The sequence below is a fragment of the Geodermatophilus sp. SYSU D00663 genome, from assembly GCF_054050655.1.
In genome coordinates this window covers 1-21,875 of sequence record NZ_JBJGZT010000021.1, presented here as the reverse complement: position 1 = coordinate 21,875, position 21,875 = coordinate 1, and the positions used below count along the sequence as shown (strand labels likewise).

The window sequence follows — 21,875 nt, the reverse complement described above, 5'->3', positions numbered from 1 at the left end:
GAGGACCACCCCGTGCAGATCGGTGACCTGATCCGGCGGGCCGGACGCCAGTACGGTGCCGCCCCCGCCCTCGTCGACGGCGCCCGCGTCGTGAGCTTCGCGGAGTTCGACGAGCTGACCGACCGCCTGGGCACCGCGCTGCTGGCCCGCGGCCTCGCACCCGGCGACCGCGTCGCGGTGCTGATGCCCAACGGCATCGACGGCGTCGTCACCTACTACGCGCTGGCGAAGGCCGGGCTCGTCCGGGTGCCGCTCAACGCCCGCGAGACCCCGCACGAGCTCGCGTTCAAGATCGAGGACTCGCAGGCCCGGGCGCTCGTGCTCGCCGGCGAGCCGCCCGCCGAGACCGAGTTCGTCGTCCCCGCCGACGAGCTGCCGCGGATGATCGCCGACGCCCCTGCGGGCCCCTGCGACGTCCGGCGCGACCCCGAGGCGCCCTTCCGGCTGGCCTACACCGGCGGGACGACGGGCAGGCCCAAGGCGGTCGTCCTGACCACCCGCAGCGAGCTGGCGGAGGTCGCCAACTTCCTGGTCGACCTGCTGCCGGACCTGCGCCCGGACTCGGTGATGCTGCATGCCGCGCCGATCACCCACGGCAGCGGCGCCTTCTTCCTGCCGCACCTGGTCAAGGGCGCGGCGAACGTGATCGTGCCGAAGTTCTCGCCGGAGGCCTTCCTCCAGGCGGCGGAGGAGCACCGGGCGACGACGACGTTCATGGTCCCGACCATGATCGCGATGCTCCTCGAGCACCCGGCCACCGCCGGGGCGGACCTCGCGCTCGAGCGGCTCTGCTACGGCGGGGCGCCGATCGCCACGACGGTCCTGCAGAAGGGGCTCGAGGTCCTCGGCCCCGTCTTCACCCAGCTCTACGGCCAGGCCGAGGCGCCGCTGGCCATCACCTGCCTGCAGCCCTGGGAGCACACCCCCGACCGGCTGACGTCCGCGGGCAAGCCCTACACCTTCGTCGAGGTGCAGGTCCGCGACGCCGAGGGCCGGGTGCTCGGTCCGCAGGAGGTCGGGGAGGTGCTCACCCGCGGGCCGCACACGATGAGCGGCTACTGGCGGCGGCCGGAGGCCACGGCCGAGACGATCGAGCCCGACGGCTGGCTGCACACCGGCGACATCGGGCGGTGGGACGACGAGGGCTACCTCCACCTGCTCGACCGCCGGCACGACGTGATCATCAGCGGCGGTTTCAACGTGTACCCCCGCGAGGTGGAGGACGCGCTGCTCAGCCACCCCGCCGTCGTCCAGGCCGCGGTGGTCGGGCTCCCCGACGAGAAGTGGGGCGAGCGGGTCGCGGCCGCCGTCGTCACCCGCACCGAGGCCGACCCCGCCGAGATCGAGCGGTTCTGCGCCGGCCGGCTGGCCGGCTTCAAGCGACCACGTGCCGTCCAGGTGTGGTCCGACCTCCCCACCAGTCCGGTCGGCAAGTCGCTGCGACGCGAGGTGCGCGACCGCATGCTCGCCGGCTCTCCCCGAGAGGACGTCTGATGCTCGACCCGTACCAGCTCACCGTGCACACGCTCACGCTCCGGCAGCTCGCCTCCGCCGAGCAGCTCGCCGAGATCACCGGACAGCCCGTCGCCGAGGTGGAGGCAGCGCTGGAGAGGGCCGCGGGGGAGAAGACGGTGATGGCCGCCCGCGGCAACTTCATGATCACCCCGGCCGGCCGGGCGCTGCTCGACGGCGTCTACCCGGAGGCCTTCGCGGAGTTCCGCTCGTCACCGGCCGTCTCGGACGCGATGGACTCCTTCGAGACCGGCGTGAACAAGCAGGTCCTCACCCTAACCACCGACTGGCAGACCAAGGAGGTCGGCGGGGACCGCGTCCCCAACGACCACGGCGACCCCGACTACGACGCGGCGATCGTCGACAAGCTGGGGCGGGTCGTGGACAGGACGGCGAAGGTGCTCCGCCCGGTCGCCGACCTCGACCCGCTCGTCGACCGCTTCCTGGACCGCATCGGCGCCGCCCTCACCCGCGCCGAGGGCGGCGAGACCGACTACGTCAGCGGCGTGCGGGTCGACTCGGTGCACACCGTCTGGTTCCAGATGCACGAGCACCTGCTGCGCCTGACCGGCCGGGAGCGTCCCGAGTGACCGCGCCGACCGTGACCCGGCCGAACGGCACCGGGTACCGCTGGCTCGTCGTCCCCGACGACCCCGCCCGCGAGCCCAGCCGCGACCTCGTGGGCGGCAAGGCCTGGAGCCTGTGGCGCATGCGGTCGCTCGGGCTGCGCGTGCCGCCGGCCTTCGTGGTGACCACCGAGGCGTGCGCGGCCTGGTCCGCCGGCGGCCGCCTGCCCGAGGGGCTCGCCGAGGAGCTCGAGACCGGCATCCGCCTCCTCGAGCGGCAGCTGGACCGGACCTTCGGCGGCAGCGAGCGTCCGCTGCTGGTGTCGGTGCGCTCCGGCGCCGCCGTGAGCATGCCCGGGATGATGGACACGATCCTCGACCTGGGCTGCAACGACGCCGTCGAGGCCGCTCTCGCCGCGGAGACCGGTGACCCGGCGTTCGCCGCCGAGGTGCACCGGCGGTTCACCGCCTTCTACGGCCGGCTCGTCCTGGGCTGCACCGAGGACCTCGACGACCTCGCGGACACCGCGGCGGTGCGGGCGGCGCTGGACGACGACGGGGCCGGCGCCGTCCCGGCCGACCCCTGGGAGCAGCTGCGCTCGGCCGTCGAGGCGGTCTTCGCCTCCAGCCGCTCCCGGCGCGCGGTCGCCTACCGCCGGCACTACGGCATCCCCGACGACCTCGGCACCGCGGTGACCGTGCAGGCGATGGTGTTCGGGAACCTCGACGACCGCTCCGGCACCGGGGTGCTGTTCACCCGCAACCCGGTCGACGGGGTCCGGGAGCCCTACGGCGAGTACCTGCCGCGCGGGCAGGGGGAGGACGTCGTCTCCGGGCGGGTCACCCCCCGGCCACTGAGCTCCCTCGCCGAGTCGCTGCCGGACGTGCACGCCGAGCTGATGACCGCCGCCGACCGCCTGGACCGGGAGGGCCGGGACGCGCAGGACATCGAGTTCACCGTGCAGCAGGGCCGGCTGTTCCTCCTGCAGTCCCGGCCGGCCAAGCGCACGGCCCGGGCCGCCGTCCGCATCGCCGTCGAGCTGGTGGACGAGGGGGTGCTCGAACCGGCCGAGGCGGTCCGGCGGGTCAACGCCGAGCAGGTGCGGACCCTCCTGCGGCCGGAGATCACGCCCGGGGCCGCCGCGTCGGCGCAGCTGCTGACCTCCGGCGCGCCGGCCAGCCCCGGTGTCGCCACCGGCCTGGCCGTCGGGACGCCCGAGGAGGCCCAGCAGCGGCCGGGGTCGGTCCTCGTCCGCCGGTCGACCAGCCCCGACGACGTGCACGGCATGATCGCGGCCGGCGCGGTGGTCACCGAGCAGGGCGGCGCCACCTGTCACGCCGCCGTCGTCAGCCGGGCGCTGGACACCCCGTGCGTCACCGGGTGCGGCCCGGGGACGATCGAGGCGCTGCTCGGCCGCACGGTGACCGTGGACGCGACGAGCGGCCGGGTGTACCTGGGCGAGGTCGAGTCCTCCGCCGTCGACGAGAGCTCGGACGACGACCTCCGCCGGCTCACCGCCTGGGCCGAGGAGCTGGTCGAGGTGCGGGTCACCGACCCGGACGCGGACGTGCCCGGGCCGGTCCTGGACTCCGACGCCGTCCCGGCCGAGGAGCTCGGCGAGCAGCTGCCGCCGATCCCCGCCGGCACCCGGACCGTCCGCGGTGCCCTGTTCACCACCCCGGACGGCGTGCGCGCGGCACTGGACGCCGGCGTCGAGGTGATCGTCGCGCCGCACCGGCTGCCGGTCCTGCTGACGGCCGTCGCGCACCAGGGAGGGACCCGATGACCGCGGTCGACGACCCGGCTGCCGCAGCCGAGGTACCGCTGAGCACGACCCTCCGCGAGCTCCAGGAGGTGATCCGCACCTTCCAGCGGTCCGACTGGACGGGCATGACGCTGGAGGTCCGGGGCCTGCGGATCACCATCGGGAAGGACGGCCCGCCCGGTGCCCTGACCGCGGCGGCGACCCCGGCCCCGGCGGCCGCACCGGCCGCCGCACCCCCGGCCGCTCCTCCCGTTCCTGCGGCCCCGCCACCGGTTCCCGCCCCGCCGCCCGCACCGGTCGCCGCTGCCCCCGCCGCCGCCGGTCCCGCGTCCGGCGGGGGCGCGGTCAACACGACCGGCTGCGTCGCGGTCCGCTCGCCGGCCGTCGGGGCCTTCTGGACCGCGCCCAGTCCCGGTCAGCCGCCGTTCGTCCAGGTCGGCGACACGGTGACCGCCGACCAGCAGCTGGCCATCGTCGAGGTCATGAAGCTCATGAACCCGGTGGTCGCCCCGGCGGCGGGCGAGGTCGTCGAGGTCTGCGCCCGGAACGCCGAGCTCGTCGAGTACGAGCAGGTCCTCTTCTGGATCCGTCCCAGCGATGGCTAGTCCGGCTGTCACGGTCCAGGAGGCCCCGGTCCGGACGACGATCCGCCGCGTCCTGGTCGCCAACCGCGGGGAGATCGCCGTCCGGGTGGTCCGCGCCTGCCGCGCGCTCGGCATCGAGACCGTCGTCGTGGTCTCCACCGCCGACCGCGACGGCCTCGCCGCCCGGCTCGCCGACCGCGCCGTCTGCATCGGACCGCCCCCGGCCACGCAGAGCTACCTGGCGATCCCGTCGGTGCTCAGCGCGGCGCTCGGCACCGGCTGCGACGCCGTCCACCCCGGGTACGGGTTCCTCTCGGAGAACCCCGACTTCGCCGCGGCGTGCGTCGCGGAGGGGCTGACCTTCATCGGCCCGCGGCCGGAGGCGGTCGCCGGTGCCGGCGACAAGGCCCGCGCCCGGGAACTGGCGCGCAGCGCCGGCATCCCGGTCCTCTCCGGGTCACCGGTCCTCTCCTCGACCGAGGAGGCGGTGGCGGCCGCGGCCGACCTCGGCTACCCCGTGCTGGTCAAGGCCGCGGCGGGCGGCGGCGGCCGGGGGATGTCGGTGGTGGAGGACGAGGCGGAGCTGCGGGCCCGCTGGCCCGCGGCGGCCGGCGAGGCGGAGGCGGCGTTCGGCGACGGACGCCTGTACGTCGAGCGCTACATCCGCCACGCCCGGCACATCGAGGTGCAGGTCCTCGGCGACAAGCACGGCTCGGTCATCCACCTCGGCGAGCGGGACTGCACCCTGCAGCGCCGCCACCAGAAGGTGGTCGAGGAGTCCCCGGCGCCCAACCTCCCCGAGCAGGTGCGGCAGGACATCCGCCGCAGCGGAGTCGCCTTCGGCGAGGCCCTCGGCCTGGACAGCGCCGGCACGGTCGAGTTCATCTACGACGCCGACACCTGCCGGTACGCCTTCCTCGAGTTCAACGCCCGCATCCAGGTCGAGCACCCGGTGACCGAGATGGTCACCGGCGTCGACCTGGTGGCCGAGCAGATCCGCTCCGCGGCGGGCGAACCGCTCCGGCTGACCCAGGACGACGTCCGGGTCGACGGCCACGCGATCGAGGTCCGGATCACCACCGAGGACCCGGCGCGCGGCTTCACCCCGCACCCCGGGACGGTCACCACCTGGGTGCCGCCCGTGGGGGAGGGGATCCGCGTCGACAGCCACTGCGAGCCGGGCTACGTCGTCACCCCGTACTACGACTCCCTGCTCGCCAAGGTCGTCGCGCACGGCCCGGACCGCGACACCGCCGCCGACCGCCTCGTCGCGGCACTCGGCCGCCTGCAGGTGGCCGGGGTCCCGACCACGCGCGACTTCGCGCGGTCCGCACTGGACCACCCCGACTTCCGGGCCGGCCGCGTCACCACCGAGTGGATCGCCACCCACGGCCTGCCCCACCACCTGGAGGGACCCTGATGAGCTACCTCGACCGCGCCCCGAGGACCGCGGACGGGCGCCGCCGGACGATCGAGATCGTCGACCAGACGCTGCGCGACGGCCCGCAGAGCTGGTGGGGCATGAAGCTGCGCAAGGACATGGGCCTGCCCATCGCGGGCGAGCTGGACCGGACCGGGTTCCACACCATCGACCTGGTCGGCAGCTCGATCTTCGAGGTGCTCGTGCGGCACTGCAAGGAGGACCCCTGGGACCAGCTGATCTCGCTGTCGCGGGCGATGCCGCGCACCACCGTGCGGGCGGGGACCCGCAGCAACGGCATCGTCACCTTCGGCCTGACCGCGGACAGCGTCATGGACCTGTGGGTCCAGCGGCTGTGCGCCCACGGCATCGGCAGCTTCTGGATCTACGACGGGCTGTTCAACACCGACAAGATCGGCCGGCTGGTGAAGACCGTGCAGGCGGAGGGCGCGGCGGCCCTGCCGTGCATCCTGTTCGCCGACAGCCCGTACCACACCGACGAGTACTACGCGGAGCGCACGCGGGAGCTGGTCGCCCTCGGCGCCGACGGGATCGAGCTCGAGGACGCCGCGGGCCTGCTCACCCCCGAGCGGACCCGCAGCCTGGTCTCGGCGATCAAGGGCGCGGCCGGCGACCTGCCGGTGGAGATCCACTTCCACAGCAACAACGCGCTCGCGCCGCTGAACTACCTCGAGGGCGTGCTCGCCGGGGCCGACCGGGTGCACACCGCCAGCCGCCCGCTGGCCGCCGGCGTCTCGCTGCCCTCGACCGAGAACACCGTGGCCAACCTGCGCTACGCCGGCTTCGACGTCGACCTCGACGAGTCCCGCTTCGCACCGGTCGCCGAGCACCTGCTGCGGGTGGCCGAGTACGAGGCGCTGCCGGTGGGCCGGCCGGCCGAGTACTCGCTGTTCCAGTACCGCCACCAGCTCCCCGGCGGCATGGCCGGCACCTTCAAGGACCAGCTGCGGGCGCGGGGCATGGAGGACCGCTTCGAGGAGGTCCTCGACGAGATGTCGCGGGTGCGCGAGGAGCTCGGGTACCCCGTCATGGCCACGCCGTTCTCCCAGCTCGTGGGGACCCAGGCGGTGCTCAACGTCGTCACCGGGCAGCGGTACTCCGTCGTCCCCGACGAGGTGCTCATCTACGCGCACGGCTTCTACGGCCGCCCGGTCGCCCCGCTCGACCAGGACGTCCTCGACACGATCATGAGCACGCCCAAGGCCAAGAGCTACACCGACTGGCAGCCGCCGCAGCCGAGCCTCCAGGAGCTGCGCCGCCGGTTCGGCGAGTCCGTCTCCGACGACGAGCTGATCCTGCGGCTGCTGGTGCCCGAGGCCGACATCGACGTCATGCGGGCCACCCCGCGGCGCGAGCGCGACTTCGCGCCCACGACGCGGGAGATGCGCTTCGTCCGCGAGCTGGTCGAGACCTCGGTCGGGGCCTACCTGCACGTCGACGGGCCCGGCTTCTCCCTGACCCTGGAGGGGGACCACTGATGTCGGCCGCCACCCCCAGCACGAGCGAGGCCGGTGTCGGCGGCAGCGGTCTCGGCGTCGGCCGGCCGACGAAGCGACGCCCCGGCGCGGCGGTCGGCGGGCTCGAGGTCGCGGACCCGCGACCGGTGTTCGACGACGGCGCCGTCCTCGGCGTGCGCTGCACCGCCTGCCGCTACCCCGCCGCACAGCGGGGGATCCCCTGGTGCCCGATCTGCTACGGCGCCGTGGAGCCCGACCGCTTCGCCGCCACCGGGAAGGTGTGGTCCTCGACCGTCGTCGCCATCCCGGTGGGGGAGCGGCGGCCTCCGTTCGGGCTGGCCCACCTGGATCTCGACGACGGCCCGCGGGTCCTCGTCCACCTGGCCGAACCGGAGGTCCTGCGCGCCGGCACGCGCGCGCGGATCACCGGCACCGATCGCGGCGACCTGGTCGCCGCACGGGAGGAGCAGTCGTGAACCAGCCGATGCTGTGGGGTGTCGGGACCTCGGCCTACGGGCTCTTCCCGGAGCGCCGGGTCGAGTCCCTGGCCTGGGACGCCGTGTCCGAGGCCGTGCGGGAGGCCGGCATCAGCCCGGCGGAGATCGACGCGGTCATCGTGGGATCGGTCTTCGGGCCACCCGGTGTCGCCACCCGGGTGCAGCGCGGGATGGGGATCCCCGGCGTCCCGATGTGGACGATCGAGAACGCCTGCGCCAGCGGCACGAGCGCCTACCACGAGGCCGTGGAGGCGGTCCGGACCGGGCGCTTCGGCTGCGTGCTCGTCCTCGGCGTCGACCAGATGTCCACCCTGTTCTCCGGCGCGATCGTCCCCGAGGCCACCGACCCGGAGGGCGCGTCGTCCCTGCCGCTGCCCGGGCTCTACGCCCTGCAGGCGGCGCGCTACGTCGACGAGTTCGGCGTGACGCCCGAGCAGCTGGCCGCCGTGGCGGTCAAGAACAAGCGCAACGGGCTGGACAACCCCCGCGCGCAACTGCGGAACAACGCGCCGACGGTCGAGGAGGTCCTGGCCTCGCGGATGATCGCCGAGCCGCTGACCTTCCTGCAGTGCTGCCCGACCAGCGACGGCGCCGGCGCGGCCGTCGTCGGGCCGGACCGCGGGAACCGGGACGACCTGCGCATCGAGGCCTCGGCCATGGTCTCGGGGGCGCTGTGGGACCACCGCAGCGACGAGGTCTGGGGCTACGCCTCGGTCGCCCGGGCCGCGGGGAAGGCGTTCGCGCAGGCCGGCCGCACCCCCGGGGAGATCGACGTCCTCGAGGTGCACGACGCCTTCACCATCGGCGAGGTCCTCACGCTGGAGGCCCTCGGGCTCGCGCCGCGGGGCGAGGGCGCCGAGCTCGCGCCGTCCGGGCACACCGCCCGCGACGGCGCCCAGCCGGTGAACCCCAGCGGCGGCCTGCTGTCCCGGGGGCACCCGCTCGGCGGCACGGGGACCGCCCAGCTCGCCGAGATCGCCTGGCAGCTGCGCGGGCGGGCCGGCGCCCGCCAGGTGGCCCGGCACCGCGTCGGCCTCGTCGAGACCATGGGCGGCGGCGCCGCCGGGATGGACGGCAACGCCTGCGTGGTGACCATCCTGTCCACCCAGTGACCGCGACCTACGACGGGCTGCTGGGGTTCCGCGAGGTCGCCGGCCTGCGGACCGACGACGGCGGGCGGATCCGCCCCGGCCTGCTCTACCGGAGCGGGACCCCGCAGTTCCTCGGCCCGGAGGCGGCGCGGCGGCTGGTGGCCGACACCGGCATCCGGTCGACGATCGACCTCCGGCTGCCGCACGAGGTCGAGCAGGAGGGACGCGGCCCGCTGGACGCGCTCGGGATCCGGCAGTCCCTGCACCCCGTGCGCGTCGGCGGGGTCGTGGCGCCCGGCTCCGCGGTGGCCCCCATGCCCGGGGACGACCCGGTCGTCGACACGTACCTCCGGTACCTCGACCACGGCGCCGGTGCGGTCGTGGGCGCGTTCCGGGAGCTGGCCCGGCCGGGTGGTCTGCCCGCGCTGGTGCACTGCACCGTCGGCAAGGACCGCACCGGCGTCGTCGTCGGGCTGCTGCTCACCGCGGTCGGGGTGCGGCGCGACGACGTCGTCGCCGAGTACGCGGCCGGCGCGGACGACGTCGCGCCCGCCATGGAACGCCTGCGCGGCATGGTGTCCTACGGCGACGCGGTGGACGTCTACCCGCCCGCGACCTGGGTGGTCGAAGCGGAGGCGATGCGCCGGTTCCTGGCCGCCGTGGACGAGCGGTACGGCGGGGTCCGCCCGTTCCTCCGGGCCCGTGGCCTCGCCCCCTCGGTCGTCGAGGACCTCACCGGGGTCCTCGTGGAACACCCCGACACCCTCCGTCCCGACCAGGAGCTGCCGTGAACGTCACCGAGACCGTCGTCATCACCGAGGCGCCCGACGCCGTCTGGCGGGTGGCCGGGGACGCGGGGGCCATCGCCGCCTGGGTGCCCGCCATCGAGAGCTCCCGGCTGGAGGGCGACGTCCGGCACGCCACCTTCGCCGGAGGTGGCGGGGACGCCACCGAGCGGATCGTGGAGCACGACGACGCGGGCCGGTCCTACGTCTACGAGTACCTGTCCGGCCCCCTGGCGCTCGAGGAGTACCGCTCGCGGCTCTCGGTCCGGGACCACGCCCGCGGCGCCGAGATCGTGTGGACCGCGGACTTCGCGGCGGGCTCACCGGAGGAGGAGGCCCGGCTCGCAGAGGCGATCTCGGGCATCTACCGCAGCGCCCTCGCCGAGCTGAAGGAGCGGCTGGAGGGCTGACCGGGGGCGCTCAGCCCCGCGGCGGGAGGACCGGCGTGCGGCCGAGCTCGGCCCGCGCGATCGACCGCAGGTGCACCTCGTCCGGGCCGTCGAACAGCCGCATCGCGCGGTGCCAGGCGTACATGGCCGCGAGCGGGGTGACGTCGGACATCCCGGCGCCGCCGTGGACCTGGATGGCACGGTCGATGACGCGCGTCGCGGCCCGGGGGACGGCGACCTTGGCCATCGCCACGAGGTCCCGGGCCACCTTGTTCCCGTGCGTGTCGATGACGTGGCTCGCGCGGTGGCAGAGCAGCCGGGCCTGCTCGATCTCCAGGCGGGACTCGGCGATCTGCTGCTGCACGACCCCCTGGTCCGCGAGGGGGCCCCCGAAGGCGACCCGCTCACGGGCCCGCGCGGTCAGCAGGGCGAGGGCGCGCTCCGCCGCGCCGAGAGCGCGCATGCAGTGGTGGATCCGGCCGGGCCCCAGCCGCGCCTGGGCGGCGGCGAAGCCGCCGCCCTCCTCCCCGACGACGTTGGTGACGGGCACCCGCACCGCCTCGAAGGAGACCTCGGCGTGCCCGTGCCGGTCGTGGTGACCCAGGACCGGGTGGTCGCGGACGACGGTCACGCCCGGCGTGTCCCGGGGGACGAGCACCATGGTCTGCTGCCGGTGCGCCGGCGCCGACGGGTCGGTCTTGCCCATCAGCACGAAGAAGGCGCACCGCGGGTCCATCGCGCCACTGGTCCACCACTTGCGGCCGGTGATCACGTACTCGTCGCCGTCCCGCTCGATCCGGGTGGCGACGTTGGTGGCGTCGCTGCTGGCGACGTCGGGTTCGGTCATGGCGAACGCCGAGCGGATCTCCCCGGCCAGCAGGGGTTCGAGCCAGTCGCGCTTCTGCTGCTCGGTGCCGAGCAGGTGCAGCAGCTCCATGTTGCCGGTGTCGGGGGCCGCGCCGTTGATCGCCTCCGGGGCGAGGTCGAGGCTCCAGCCCGACAGCTCGGCGATCGGCGCGTACTCGAGCTGGGTCAGTCCCGACTCCGCCGGGAGGAACAGGTTCCACAGCCCCTGGGCCCGCGCCCGCCGCTTGAGCTCCTCGACGACCGGTGGGACGGCGTGGTCGTCCGGGCCGGCCGCTCGCCGGTGGGCCAGGTAGGCGGGCTCGGCCGGCAGGACCTCCTCCCGCATGAAGGTGACCATGCGGTCACGCAGCTCGCGGGCCCGCGTGCTGGGCGCGGGCAGCTCGTGGTCGGACACGGGACCTCCTGGGGAACGGGTGGGACCGGCCACGTCGACGCTAGGGACGCGGCCGCCCGGGCCGCGATGCACGGAGGGGGACACGCGCCGGGCGCCGTCCTGCGGCCCTAGGGTGCTGCGCTGGGACCCTCGGACCAGGTCGTCCCCGTATCCGCGGAGGAGCCCGCCATGAGCACGGTCGAGTACGAGCAGCGGGACGGCGTCGCGCGGATCCGGCTGGCCGACCCGGAGCGGGGCAACCCCCTCACGCCGTCGACGGTCGGGGAGTTGGGCCGCGCGGTGCGCCGGGCCCGCGCCGACGACGTGCACGTCGTGGTGCTCTCCGCCGCCGGCCGGACCTTCAGCGTGGGCGGGGACGTGTCGGCCTTCGCCGCCGCAGAGGACGTCGAGCAGATGGTCGACGACCTGGCCGAGTCGCTGCACCGCGTGGTCAGCGACCTGCACCGGATGGACGCGGTGGTGGTCTCGGTGGTGCAGGGCACCGCGGCCGGCGCCGGGGTGCCGCTGGCCGCGGCTGCCGACCTCGTGCTCGCCGCCGAGTCGGCGCGGTTCACCCTCGCCTACACGCGGATCGGCTTCTCCCCGGACGGCGGCAGCACGCTGCTGACGGCGTCGCTCGGACTGCACCGGGCGCTGCACCTGGCGCTGCTCAACCCCGTGCTGTCCGCGGAGGAGGCGCGGGCCGTGGGCCTGGTGGCCCGGGTGCACCCGGACGCGGAGCTCGACGCCGCCGTCGAGGACGTGGTCGCGACGCTGCGGTCGGGCTCGCGGACGGCGCAGGTGGCCGCCAAGCACCTCCTGCGGGAGACCGCCACCCCCGCCGCGGAGGCGGCGCTGCGCCGCGAGACCCTGTCGATCCGGGCCCGGGCGGCGAGCGCGGACGGGCGGGAGGGCGTGGCGGCCTTCCTGGGGAAGCGCCCGCCGCACTTCCCCAGCAGCACGCCCTGACACCGGCGCAGGGTCCTCCGGCGCAGGGTCCTCCGGCGCAGGGTCCTCCGGCGCCGGTAGGACGGATCGTCGGCGGGTGACGTCGGCGCGGTGCGAGGTGCGCCCGCCCTCGACGAGGACCTCGTCGTCGCGGAGCGAGCGGATGACGGGGTGACGGCGTCGTCGAGCGGACCCGTGGCCCCTCGTTGCGGACCCTTGCGATGACCTCTCGTGCGGCGACCTCTCGTGCGGCGCGGTGCGCAACCGGGTGCAGGTCGCGGTCGACGGGGAGGCTGCAGGCCTCCCGGCCACTCACCCTGAGCCGGTCACTCAGGTCGGGGCCCGCCGTGCCGGCGCCTCGCCGACCCGGGGACCACGCGTCCTCGCCGGCCGACTCGCGTGCTCGGCTGGGCTGCACCCGCATCGGCTCGCCCGGCACCTCCGGGGAGCGGAACCCCAGGAGCGCGGTTCGGGGCGGGCGAGACCGCGGGCCGGGAGGAAATCGCTCCACTGCAGCCGGTCCTCGTCCGGTCTGACGGTCCCGCGGCCGGCGCCACGGGGCGGTGGTGGTCGAGGTGCCGGCAGTCAGGTCGACCGCGGGCGGAGCCCGGCGACCGATGCCCTCGCCTGCCCACTGGTCGGCCGTCCTGGCCTCGACTGGCTCTCACGAGGCGCCGGTGTCCGAGCCGAACGCGGCGCCGCGCGCGGCGGCCTGGCGTCCTGGTGACCACTGGTGCCCGCCCGGCTCCCTCCACCCGGGTGTCCTCCACGTCACCTCGATGTGACGTGAGGCCACCGCGGGGCGAGACTGTGTAAAAGGTCACTTTCGGCCCTTGTTCCCCCGTCGACACTCTGGTTCCCTCATGCGAAGTCGGTCTCGGATGACGCAACAGAGTTGGGGGACGTCATGGAGAACCCGCACGAGCCCGCCTCGCCCCCTTCCCGGCCGAAACGGTCAGGACCCCTCGGGGCGGATCCGACGCCCGGCGGGGGCGCTGCGGCCGGGGAGGGCCACCCCACGGTCCACGCCTCGGACGTCACCGTGACCGGGACCCACCCGGCGATCGCGGAGCCGCCACCCTGCGTCGCCGACCGGCACTGGGCCGTGGACCGGGTCCTGTTCGCCATCGCCGCGATCATGGCGCTGGGCTTCGTCGTCTGGGGTTTCGCCACCCCGACGGGCCTCGGCACCGTGAGCGGTTCGGTCCTGGACTGGATCACCGGCAACCTCGGCTGGCTGTTCGTGCTGCTGGCGTCGGCGTTCGTCATCTACGTGATCTGGCTGGCGGCCGGCAAGTACGGGCGGATCCCGCTGGGGCGCGACGACGAGCGGCCGGAATTCCGGACGATCTCGTGGATCGCGATGATGTTCAGCGCGGGCATGGGGATCGGCCTGATGTTCTTCGGGGTCGCCGAGCCGCTGTCGCACTACGTCTCCCCACCGCCGCTCACGACGGAGGCCGGGTCGTCCGAGGCGATCCAGACGGCGATGGCGACCACGCTGTTCCACTGGACGTTGCACCCGTGGGCGATGTACGCCGTCGTCGGGCTGGCGATCGCCTACGGCACCTTCCGGAAGGGCCGCCGGCAGCTGATCAGCTCCGCTTTCATCCCGCTGCTCGGGCGGCGGCGGGCCGAGGGGCCGGCCGGCCGGGTCATCGACGTCCTGGCCATCTTCGCCACGCTGTTCGGGTCGGCGGCCTCCCTCGGCCTCGGTGCCCTGCAGATCGGCAGCGGGGTGGAGATCCTGGGCTGGGCCGGCGACGTGGGCAACGGCGTCCTGGTCGCGATCATCGCGGTGCTGACCGCGGCGTTCGTCGCCTCGGCGGTCTCCGGCATCGAGCGCGGGATCCAGTGGCTGTCCAACACCAACATGGTCCTGGCCCTGGTCCTCGCCGTGTTCGTCTTCGTCCTCGGGCCGACGATCTTCATCCTCAACCTGATCCCCGACGCGGTCGGCAGCTACTTCTCCGACCTCGGCGAGATGGCCGCACGCACCGAGGCCACGGGTGGCGATCCCATGGCCACGTGGCTGCGGGGCTGGACGGTCTTCTACTGGGCCTGGTGGATCAGCTGGACACCGTTCGTCGGGTTGTTCATCGCCCGCATCAGCCGCGGCCGCACGATCCGGCAGTTCGTCACCGGCGTGCTGCTCGTCCCCAGCCTGGTCAGCCTGCTGTGGTTCGCCGTCTTCGGCGGGGCGGGGATCGCCGCCCAGCGCGACGGCGTCGACGTCGCCGGTCAGGGCACGACGGAGGGGCAGCTGTTCTCCGTCCTGGAGCAGTACCCCCTGGCCACCGCCGCGACCGTGCTCGTGATGGTCCTCGTGGCGATCTTCTTCGTGTCCGGTGCGGACGCGGCCTCGATCGTCATGGGTTCGCTCTCGCAGCGCGGCACCCTGGAGCCGAGCCGCTGGGTCGTCGTCTTCTGGGGCGTGGTGATGGGCTCGGTGGCAGCGATCATGCTGCTGCTGGGAGAGGACGGGGCCGCGCTGACGGGGCTGCAGAACCTGACGATCATCGCGGCGCTGCCGTTCGCCCTGGTGATGGCGGCGATGGCGGTGAGTCTGGTCAAGGACCTCCGCCACGACCCCATCGTGCTGCGCGGCAACTACGCCTCCCTGGCGATCGAGCAGGCCGTCGTCGACGGCATCAGCCGCCACGGCGACGACTTCGTCCTGGTCGTGGAGAAGACGCCGAACCCGCCGTCGGACACCGCGGCCGGGGCGGGGCAGCCGCCGCTGGGGAGCCCGGAGGTCACCGGCCAGCCGTTGGTCAGTCCGGGCGGCAACTTCGTGGCACCTGCGGGAGGCAACCCGTCCGTCCCCGCGCAGGGCCAACCCAGGGCGGAGGCGATGGGCCGGCCGTCGGATCCGCGCCCCTAGCGCCCCGGCCGGCAGGGGACCCCCCGGCACCGGAGCTGCTGCGTGTCGCTCCGGTGCCGGGGGTCCCCTGCGTCGGGTCAGCCGGGGGGCTGGACCGGGTGCACCTGACCGGCCAGCCAGCCGGCCGCCATCCGCCGCGCACGGTGCAGCGGGTCGCCGGTGTCCAGCCCCGGTGTGGCCGCCTGGCGTGCGAGGCGGGCCAGTGCTCCGTCGTAGAGGGCCAGCAGGCCGTCGGCGATCCCGGTGGGGTCCCCGACGCCGGCGGCCTCGGCGAGGTCGTGGAGCCGCTCGGTCAACAGCCGGGAGTCGGCGGCCAGCCACTGTCGGCCGGGATGGCCCGGCGCCAGCTCGACGGCCGCGGCGAGGAACGCGCATCCGCGGCGGGTGCCCTCGACCTCGCGGTACCGCACCACCGCGTCGAAGACCGACAGCAGCCGGTCGACCGGGTCGGTCCGCTCGTCGAGGACCTCGTCCCAGATCTCCCGCCACTGGGCGAGGCGCTGTTCGAGGTAGGCCGCCACCAACCCGTCCTTGCCGGAGAAGTGTGCGTACAGGGTCGCCGGTGAGACCCGCGCCCGGGCCAGGACGGCGTCCACCCCGGTCGCGGCGATCCCGGACTCGTAGAAGAGCTCGCCGGCGGCGTCGAGCAGCCGCTGCCGGGCCGGTCGGCTCGCGGGATTCCCGGACACGGTCCTAGCATAACGATCGTTATGCTGAAACGACCGTTACAGCCGATCCCCGGGTCACCCGGCACGCGAGCGCCGTGCGTGCTGGTGGTCAGCGGGCTGGCCGTGATCGCCGTGACCTACGGCCTGACCCGGTACGGCTTCGGCCTCTACCTGCCGCAGTTCCGTGCCGACCTGGGGCTGACCTCCGGCGCCGCCGGCGGCATCGCCGCGGGCAGCTACCTCGCCTACTGCGCCGCCGCCGCCCTGGGTCTGTACCTCGTCGACCGTGGTCGGGCCCGTCGGGCGCTGTGGTCGGCCGGGGTCAGTGCCGCCGGGGGTGCGCTGGTGGTCGCCGCCGCGGAGGCGACGCCGGTCCTGGCGATCGGGGCACTGGTCGCCGGCAGCGGAGCAGGAGTCGCCAGTCCGGCGCTGGTGGCCGCCGTGGCCCGGACGGTGCCGCCGTCCGCGGAGCCCCGGTCGCAGGCGGTGGTGAACAGCGGCACCGGGGCCGGGGTGCTGGCAGGGGGCGTGGTGGTCCTCGCCTGGCCGGCGGAGTGGCGGTGGGCGTGGCTCGGCTTCGCCGGTGGTGCGCTGCTCGTGACCTGGTGGGTCGACCGATCCGCGTGCTGGTCACCCCCGGTCGACCCCGGCCGGCCGGGCTCCGGCCTGCGGCCGCTGCGCCTCGTCCGCCCGCTGACCGCTGGTCTGCTCGCCGGGGCCGGCGGAGCGGGGGTCTGGACCTTCGGCCCGGACGTGACGACCCGGAGCGGACTGTCTCCCCAGGTCACCGGGCTGTTGTGGTGCCTGCTCGGTGCAGCCGCCCTCCTCGGCGGCCTGAGCGGGAGCGCCGTGCGCCGAGCCGGCCCGGCCGCCGCCTGGCGGGTCGCGGCGGCGATCACCGCCACCGGCACGGTGCTGCTCGCCTGGTGGCCGGGCTCCGGTGTGGTCGCCGCCGGGGCGCTGGCGCTGTTCGGCTGCGGCTTCGTGGCCCTGAGCGGCGTGCTGATCGCCTGGGGCGGCCGACTGGCGCCGGAGGCGCCCGCACAGGCCACGGCTCTGCTGTTCATCGCGCTGACCACCGGTCAGGCCGCCGGTGCCGCCCTCCTCGGCGCGCTCGCCGACGCCGCCGGTGCATCGGTCACCTTCGTCGCCGCCGCGGGCCTGCTGGCGACCGCCGCGTTCGCGGCTCCCCGCGATCGTCGCCGGACGCCACCGGCCGCGCGGTCAGGAGGCCGCCGGCACCGATGAGCGCAGTTGCCGGCGCCACCGGGTGAACAGGCGGGGTTGGTTCATCCCGAGGACGGCCACGGGGTGCCCGTCGCGCTCGTAGACCACCAGGAAGCTGCGGTCGGCGCAGCTGCCCTCCACCACCCGGGCGACGTCCCCCTCGCGGCGCCAACCGGCGAACTGGATGCGGGCGCCGTACTGGTCGGACCAGAAGTAGGGCACGGGCGTCGGCGCGGGTCCCTGGGTGCCCAGCAGGGTGGCGGTCGCGGTGGCCGGCTGCTCGAGCGCGTTGGTCCAGTGCTCGGTGCGGACGTGCCGCTCCGCGGCGACCGACCACGTCGCGGCGCAGTCACCGACCGCGACCACGCCGGGGACGTCGGTCGCGCCGCGTGCGTCGGTGAGGACGCCGTTCCCCAGGGCCACGCCGGAGCCGGCCAGCCACTCGGTGTTCGGGACGGCGCCGATGCCCACGACCGCCACGTCGGCGGGCACGCGTGTGCCGTCGGTCAGCTCGACCGCCTCGACCCTGCCGGTGCCGACCAGCGCGGCGACCCCGGTGCCGACCAGCAGGCGCGTGCCGTGGTCGGCGTGCAGCCCGGCGCAGACCGCGCCCATCTCCGTGCCCAGCGGGCCGGCCAGGGGAACGGGCTGGGTCTCGACGACGGTGACGTCGAGACCCAGCGCGCGGGCGGTGGAGGCGACCTCGGCCCCGATGAAGCCGGCGCCGATCACCACCAGACGGCCGCCGGCGGCGAGGTCCTCCCGCAAGGCGATCGCGTCGTCCAGGGAGCGCAGCACGTGCACACCGTCCAGGCGCCGGCTGCCGGGGAGGTGCCGGGCGCGGGCGCCCGTGGCGAGGACGACGCCGTCGGCCCGGACCTCGCTGCCGTCGGCCAGCAGCACCGAGCGGCCGAGGCGGTCCAGGCCGACCGCCGTGGTGCGCAGCCGCCACTCGAGGCCGAGGTCCTCGTCGTCCGGTCCGCCCAGGGCGATGTCGTCCAGGGAGGCCGTGCCGGCCAGGAACTCCTTGGACAGGGGAGGGCGGTCGTAGGGGGCGTGCACCTCGTCGCCGATGACCACGATGCGCCCGTCGTAGGACTGCTCACGCAGTGCCCGGGCGGCGGAGAGGCCGGCGAGGGAGGCCCCGACGACGGCGACGGTCGAGCTCACGCGGCCCCCTCCGCGGCGGTGCCGGGCTGCACGAAGAGCATGCCGTCGGCCACGACGACCCGGTGCGTGCGGACCGCCGTCTTGGCCGGCGGGCCGGACACCTTCCCGGTGCGCAGGTCGAAGCAGGAGGCGTGCAGGGGGCACTCCACGGCGCAGCCGTCCAGCCAGCCGTCGGCCAGCGAGGCGTCCTGGTGGGTGCACGTGTCGTCGATCGCGTAGAACTCGCCGTCGACGTTGAAGACGGCGATGGGCTCCTCGGCCTCTACGCGGATCGCCTCACCAGGCGGCAGCGCGGTGGTGGGGCAGACCGGGATCATGAGCGCTCCAGGCTGTCGGTGTTGCGGATGTCGCAACGCTCTGCCGATGGCGCAACAGCATGGTCGTTGGGGGGAGCTCCGTCAAGAGGCGGGTCGACCCTGCGGTCCGCCACCTACGCTGAGGTCATGAGCGGGCCGCGGGAAGAGAGCGCAGAGCGGGGCGCGGTCGCCGTCGTCCAGTCCGTGGACCGGGCCCTGAGCGTCCTGGAGATCCTCGCGGCTCAAGGGGAGGCCGGCGTCACCGACATCGCCGCCGAGCTGGGCGTGCACAAGTCCACGGCGTTCCGGCTGGTGGCGGCGCTGGAGAGCCGGGGCTTCGTCGAGCAGTTGGCCGACCGCGGCAAGTACCGGCTGGGCTTCGGCGTCGTGCGCCTGGCCGGCGCGGCCGCCGCGCAGCTGGACATCGCCCGGGAGGGGCGGCCGATCTGCCAGACGCTGGCCGCCGACCTGGGGGAGACCGTCAACATCGCCATCCTGGACGGCGACCGGGCGGTGAACGTCAGCCAGGCGCGGGGGCCGGCGGCGCTCAGCACGCACAACTGGGTGGGGCAGGGCACCCCGCTGCACGCGACGTCGAGCGGCAAGGTCCTCCTGGCCCACGCGCCCGACGACGTCCGCAAGGGCGTCCTCTCCCGGGAGTTGCCGCGTTACACCGCCACCACGGTCACCGACCCCGAGGTGCTGCGGCAGGACCTGGACCGGATCGTCGAGCAGGGCTGGGGCTCCACCGTCGAGGAGTACGAGGGCGGGCTCAACGCCGTCGCCGCGCCCGTTCGGGGGGCGGACGGGGACGTGGTCGCTGCCCTCAGCGTCTCGGGGCCGTCCTTCCGGATGGACCCGGAGGACTACCCGAGGCTCGCCCGGCGAGTGGTGTCGGGCGCCGACGAGCTGAGCCGGAGGCTGGGCTTCTTCGGTCAGCGCCGCTGACCGGGCGGAGGTCGGGCCGCCTCGGGTCGGGGTGACCAGGTCGCCGCGTGCCCCTGGCAGCGAGGGCGGGGGCACCGGCGGGCGCGCGACGTCCCGTCCGTGGGTGCCACCGTGGATGCGGGCCCTGCCAGGCGGCGGGACTGTTGCGCATGGCGCGATCCGCTGAATATCGTGCAACACCTCGGTCGTCAGGAGCCGGCTGGCGGGCGACCGTGGCTCGTCGCGGACGCTGTGTCGTGCGACGTCCGGCGTGTCTTCCACATCGCATCGCCCGACGGAACCCCGAGGTGCCGTATGACCACCACCGACCAGCCCGCGAGCCTCATCTCCACGTTGCCGGGGCACTACTACACCGATCCCGCCGTCTTCGCGCTCGAGCAGTCCCGCGTCTTCGAGGACATGTGGTCCTGCGTGGTGCGCTCGAGTGACCTGCCGACGCCCGGCTCCTTCCAGAAGGTCCAGGTGGGTCGGGAGAGCGTGCTCGTCGTCCGCAGTCGGGACGGAGGCCTGCGCGCGTTCCTCAACGTCTGCCGGCACCGCGGTGCGCAGATCTGCACGGAGGACTCGGGTGCGGTCAAGCGTGCGTTCCAGTGCCCGTACCACGCCTGGACCTACGACCTCGAGGGCAAGCTGATCGCGGCCCCCAACCTGACGAAGATGCCCGACATCGACCGCGTGGAGTACGGCCTGGTGCCGGTGGCGCTGCGCGAGTGGCTGGGCTATGCGTGGGTGTGCCTGGCGAAGGAGCCCCCGTCGTTCGAGGACGACGTCGTCCGAGACGTCGCCGAGCGCCTCGGGAGCGCGGAGACGATCGACCAGTACGACCTCGACTCGCTGTCCGTGGGGCGCCGCATCACCTACGACGTCCGGGCGAACTGGAAGCTCATCATCGAGAACTTCATGGAGTGCTACCACTGCGCGACGATCCACCCGGAGCTCACCGAGGTGCTCCCCGAGTTCGCCGACGGCTACGCCGCGCAGTTCTTCGTCGGGCACGGCGCGGAGTTCGGTGAGGAGGTCCAGGGCTTCACCGTCGACGGCAGCGAGGGTTTCGACCGGCTCCCCGGCGTCGCCGAGGACCAGGACCGTCGCTACTACGCCATCACGGTCAAGCCGACGGTCTTCGTCAATCTGGTCCCCGACCACGTCATCCTCCACCGCATGTTCCCGGTCTCGGCGGACCGGACGATCGTGGTGTGCGACTGGCTGTACTCCCACGAGGTGGTGGAGTCGGGCAGGGACGTGACACGGTCGGTGGAGCTGTTCCACCGGGTCAACGAGCAGGACTTCGCCGCCTGCGAGCGGACCCAGCCGGCGATGTCCTCCCGCGCCTATGCCGACGGTGGCGTCCTCGTGCCCTCCGAGCACCACATCGGGCTCTTCCACGAGTGGCTGGTGCAGCGCCTGTCGGGCTGAGCCCCTCGTGGTGCGTCGGGTGCGGTGGTGCCACGACGCGCACGTGCCGGACACCGGGCGGGCGGCGGCGTCCGGTGCTGACCCGTGTCCGTGGGGGAGAGGCGGGCCAGCCGGTCCTGGCGCCACGCTTCCGTCCGCGCCACCTCGGTGAACGTGGAGGAGTGGAAGCCCTGCAGGTCGTGCTCGGGACTCCCGAGGGCGGGGGCGAGACCTCCGACGAGCCGGTCCGGCCGGTGACCGCGGGGCAGGAGGAAGCGCCGGAACACGCTGTGCTGCTCCGACGGGAACCGGGCCGACTGCCCGAGACCCGGCCGGGCCGAGGTGCGCACCAGCTCCGGGCAGGTCACCGCACCGGGGAGGCCGATCCGGATCGGCAGGTCGACGCCCCGCCGCGCGACCTCCCGTGCCCAGGCCGTCGTCGTCGCGGCGGAGAAGCACAGCTGGGTGACGACGTGGGTGGCGTGTGGGGCCTTCCGCCCGAGGGCGCGTCCGACCAGCGCCGTGTCGATGTGACCGTGCCCCTCGGGACAGCCGCCGATCCCCACGTGCCGGGAGGAGTGGCCGGCGGTCTCCAGCGCTTCCGGCAGGCCGAGGGCGTCGGGGCCGTCCGGGATCTCGACGGACACGGCCGGCCTCCGTGGCGATGGGGTTCTCCTCGCCGTGGCCGGCCGTGACGCCCGCGTCCTCGGGGAGCCCGCGAGCCCGCTCACCCGTCCAACACCACCACGGAGCGCAGCACCTCGCCCTTCTGCATCTTCTCGAACGCGGCCTCGACGTCGTCGATGCCGACGGTCTCGGAGACGAAGTCCTCCAGCGGGAAGCGGCCCTGCCGGTAGAGGTCGACCAGCATCGGGAAGTCCCGGGAGGGCAGGCAGTCGCCGTACCAGGAGGACTTCAGCGCCCCGCCGCGGCCGAACAGCTCGATCATCGGCAGGGTGAGCTGCATGTCCGGCGTCGGGACGCCGACCAGCACCACCCGGCCGGCCAGGT

At 74.5% G+C, this 21,875-nt stretch carries 19 protein-coding genes and 1 pseudogene; 15 read left to right on the top strand and 5 right to left on the bottom strand.

The genetic code is table 11. The features are described from left to right. Positions 1 to 12: 12 nt before the first annotated feature. The 10 genes from ACI79Z_RS16275 to ACI79Z_RS16230 are packed head-to-tail and all read left to right on the top strand — an operon-like array spanning position 13 to position 10,109. On the top strand, positions 13 to 1,494 hold the full coding sequence (locus tag ACI79Z_RS16275) for a class I adenylate-forming enzyme family protein (protein ID WP_456903243.1): 1,482 nt from the start codon (positions 13 to 15) through the stop codon (positions 1,492 to 1,494). Continuing rightward, complete coding sequence (locus ACI79Z_RS16270; RefSeq protein WP_387990982.1) at positions 1,494 to 2,102, top strand: hypothetical protein; 609 nt, start codon at positions 1,494 to 1,496, stop codon at positions 2,100 to 2,102. The genes ACI79Z_RS16275 and ACI79Z_RS16270 overlap by 1 nt, the downstream gene beginning before the upstream one ends. Beyond that, a complete protein-coding gene (locus ACI79Z_RS16265) occupies positions 2,099 to 3,865 on the top strand; it encodes a pyruvate, phosphate dikinase (RefSeq protein ID WP_456903241.1) in 1,767 nt (588 codons plus the stop codon). The genes ACI79Z_RS16270 and ACI79Z_RS16265 overlap by 4 nt, the downstream gene beginning before the upstream one ends. Then, positions 3,862 to 4,449: an acetyl-CoA carboxylase biotin carboxyl carrier protein gene (locus tag ACI79Z_RS16260; RefSeq protein ID WP_456903240.1), complete on the top strand. Its 588-nt coding sequence runs from the start codon at positions 3,862 to 3,864 to the stop codon at positions 4,447 to 4,449. Before ACI79Z_RS16265 ends, ACI79Z_RS16260 begins: the two co-directional genes overlap by 4 nt. Continuing rightward, the gene (locus ACI79Z_RS16255; RefSeq protein ID WP_456903238.1) at positions 4,442 to 5,848 is read left to right on the top strand and encodes an acetyl-CoA carboxylase biotin carboxylase subunit; all 1,407 of its coding nucleotides are present in this window, start codon (positions 4,442 to 4,444) and stop codon (positions 5,846 to 5,848) included. The genes ACI79Z_RS16260 and ACI79Z_RS16255 overlap by 8 nt, the downstream gene beginning before the upstream one ends. Continuing rightward, positions 5,848 to 7,347 carry a hypothetical protein gene (locus ACI79Z_RS16250; protein ID WP_456903236.1) on the top strand — a complete coding sequence of 500 codons (1,500 nt, stop codon included), beginning with the start codon at positions 5,848 to 5,850 and terminating at the stop codon, positions 7,345 to 7,347. Before ACI79Z_RS16255 ends, ACI79Z_RS16250 begins: the two co-directional genes overlap by 1 nt. Continuing rightward, entirely contained in the window at positions 7,347 to 7,802 is a 456-nt protein-coding gene (locus tag ACI79Z_RS16245) for a Zn-ribbon domain-containing OB-fold protein (RefSeq protein WP_456903235.1), read from the top strand. Before ACI79Z_RS16250 ends, ACI79Z_RS16245 begins: the two co-directional genes overlap by 1 nt. Next, entirely contained in the window at positions 7,799 to 8,935 is a 1,137-nt protein-coding gene (locus ACI79Z_RS16240; RefSeq protein WP_456903233.1) for a thiolase family protein, read from the top strand. Before ACI79Z_RS16245 ends, ACI79Z_RS16240 begins: the two co-directional genes overlap by 4 nt. Then, a complete protein-coding gene (locus tag ACI79Z_RS16235; RefSeq protein WP_387991001.1) occupies positions 8,932 to 9,705 on the top strand; it encodes a tyrosine-protein phosphatase in 774 nt (257 codons plus the stop codon). Before ACI79Z_RS16240 ends, ACI79Z_RS16235 begins: the two co-directional genes overlap by 4 nt. Further along, the gene (locus tag ACI79Z_RS16230) at positions 9,702 to 10,109 is read left to right on the top strand and encodes an SRPBCC family protein (protein ID WP_387991004.1); all 408 of its coding nucleotides are present in this window, start codon (positions 9,702 to 9,704) and stop codon (positions 10,107 to 10,109) included. Before ACI79Z_RS16235 ends, ACI79Z_RS16230 begins: the two co-directional genes overlap by 4 nt. A gap of 10 nt (positions 10,110 to 10,119) precedes the next feature. Here the strand turns inward: ACI79Z_RS16230 and ACI79Z_RS16225 are convergent, their stop codons facing one another. After that, the gene (locus ACI79Z_RS16225) at positions 10,120 to 11,349 is read right to left on the bottom strand and encodes an acyl-CoA dehydrogenase family protein (protein ID WP_456903232.1); all 1,230 of its coding nucleotides are present in this window, start codon (positions 11,347 to 11,349) and stop codon (positions 10,120 to 10,122) included. A 168-nt stretch (positions 11,350 to 11,517) separates the two neighbouring features. Between ACI79Z_RS16225 and ACI79Z_RS16220 the strand changes: the two genes are divergently transcribed. Next, complete coding sequence (locus tag ACI79Z_RS16220; RefSeq protein ID WP_456903231.1) at positions 11,518 to 12,297, top strand: enoyl-CoA hydratase-related protein; 780 nt, start codon at positions 11,518 to 11,520, stop codon at positions 12,295 to 12,297. Positions 12,298 to 13,318: 1,021 nt separating this feature from the next. Next, positions 13,319 to 15,160: a BCCT family transporter gene (locus ACI79Z_RS16215; RefSeq protein ID WP_387991013.1), complete on the top strand. Its 1,842-nt coding sequence runs from the start codon at positions 13,319 to 13,321 to the stop codon at positions 15,158 to 15,160. Between the two features lie 77 nt (positions 15,161 to 15,237). Here the strand turns inward: ACI79Z_RS16215 and ACI79Z_RS16210 are convergent, their stop codons facing one another. Continuing rightward, the gene (locus ACI79Z_RS16210) at positions 15,238 to 15,849 is read right to left on the bottom strand and encodes a TetR/AcrR family transcriptional regulator (protein WP_456903230.1); all 612 of its coding nucleotides are present in this window, start codon (positions 15,847 to 15,849) and stop codon (positions 15,238 to 15,240) included. 78 nt (positions 15,850 to 15,927) lie between these two features. Between ACI79Z_RS16210 and ACI79Z_RS16205 the strand changes: the two genes are divergently transcribed. After that, on the top strand, positions 15,928 to 17,076 hold the full coding sequence (locus ACI79Z_RS16205; protein ID WP_456903229.1) for an MFS transporter: 1,149 nt from the start codon (positions 15,928 to 15,930) through the stop codon (positions 17,074 to 17,076). Here ACI79Z_RS16205 and ACI79Z_RS16200 read toward each other — a convergent pair. Together ACI79Z_RS16200 and ACI79Z_RS16195 are read right to left on the bottom strand one after the other, a co-directional pair. Next, positions 17,053 to 18,225 carry an NAD(P)/FAD-dependent oxidoreductase gene (locus ACI79Z_RS16200; RefSeq protein ID WP_456903228.1) on the bottom strand — a complete coding sequence of 391 codons (1,173 nt, stop codon included), beginning with the start codon at positions 18,223 to 18,225 and terminating at the stop codon, positions 17,053 to 17,055. The two genes, ACI79Z_RS16205 and ACI79Z_RS16200, sit on opposite strands and share 24 nt — an antisense overlap. Further along, positions 18,222 to 18,542, bottom strand: a complete 321-nt coding sequence (locus tag ACI79Z_RS16195) for a bifunctional 3-phenylpropionate/cinnamic acid dioxygenase ferredoxin subunit (RefSeq protein WP_387991025.1) — start codon at positions 18,540 to 18,542, stop codon at positions 18,222 to 18,224. Before ACI79Z_RS16195 ends, ACI79Z_RS16200 begins: the two co-directional genes overlap by 4 nt. Positions 18,543 to 18,668: 126 nt before the next feature. Here ACI79Z_RS16195 and ACI79Z_RS16190 point away from each other — a divergent pair, with 126 nt between their 5' ends. Beyond that, on the top strand, positions 18,669 to 19,469 hold the full coding sequence (locus ACI79Z_RS16190) for an IclR family transcriptional regulator (protein ID WP_387991028.1): 801 nt from the start codon (positions 18,669 to 18,671) through the stop codon (positions 19,467 to 19,469). 294 nt (positions 19,470 to 19,763) lie between these two features. Then, on the top strand, positions 19,764 to 20,885 hold the full coding sequence (locus ACI79Z_RS16185) for an aromatic ring-hydroxylating oxygenase subunit alpha (RefSeq protein ID WP_387991031.1): 1,122 nt from the start codon (positions 19,764 to 19,766) through the stop codon (positions 20,883 to 20,885). Between the two features lie 706 nt (positions 20,886 to 21,591). Here the strand turns inward: ACI79Z_RS16185 and ACI79Z_RS16180 are convergent. Then, positions 21,592 to 21,875 (bottom strand): annotated as a pseudogene (locus tag ACI79Z_RS16180) (S-(hydroxymethyl)mycothiol dehydrogenase); the annotation flags it as partial.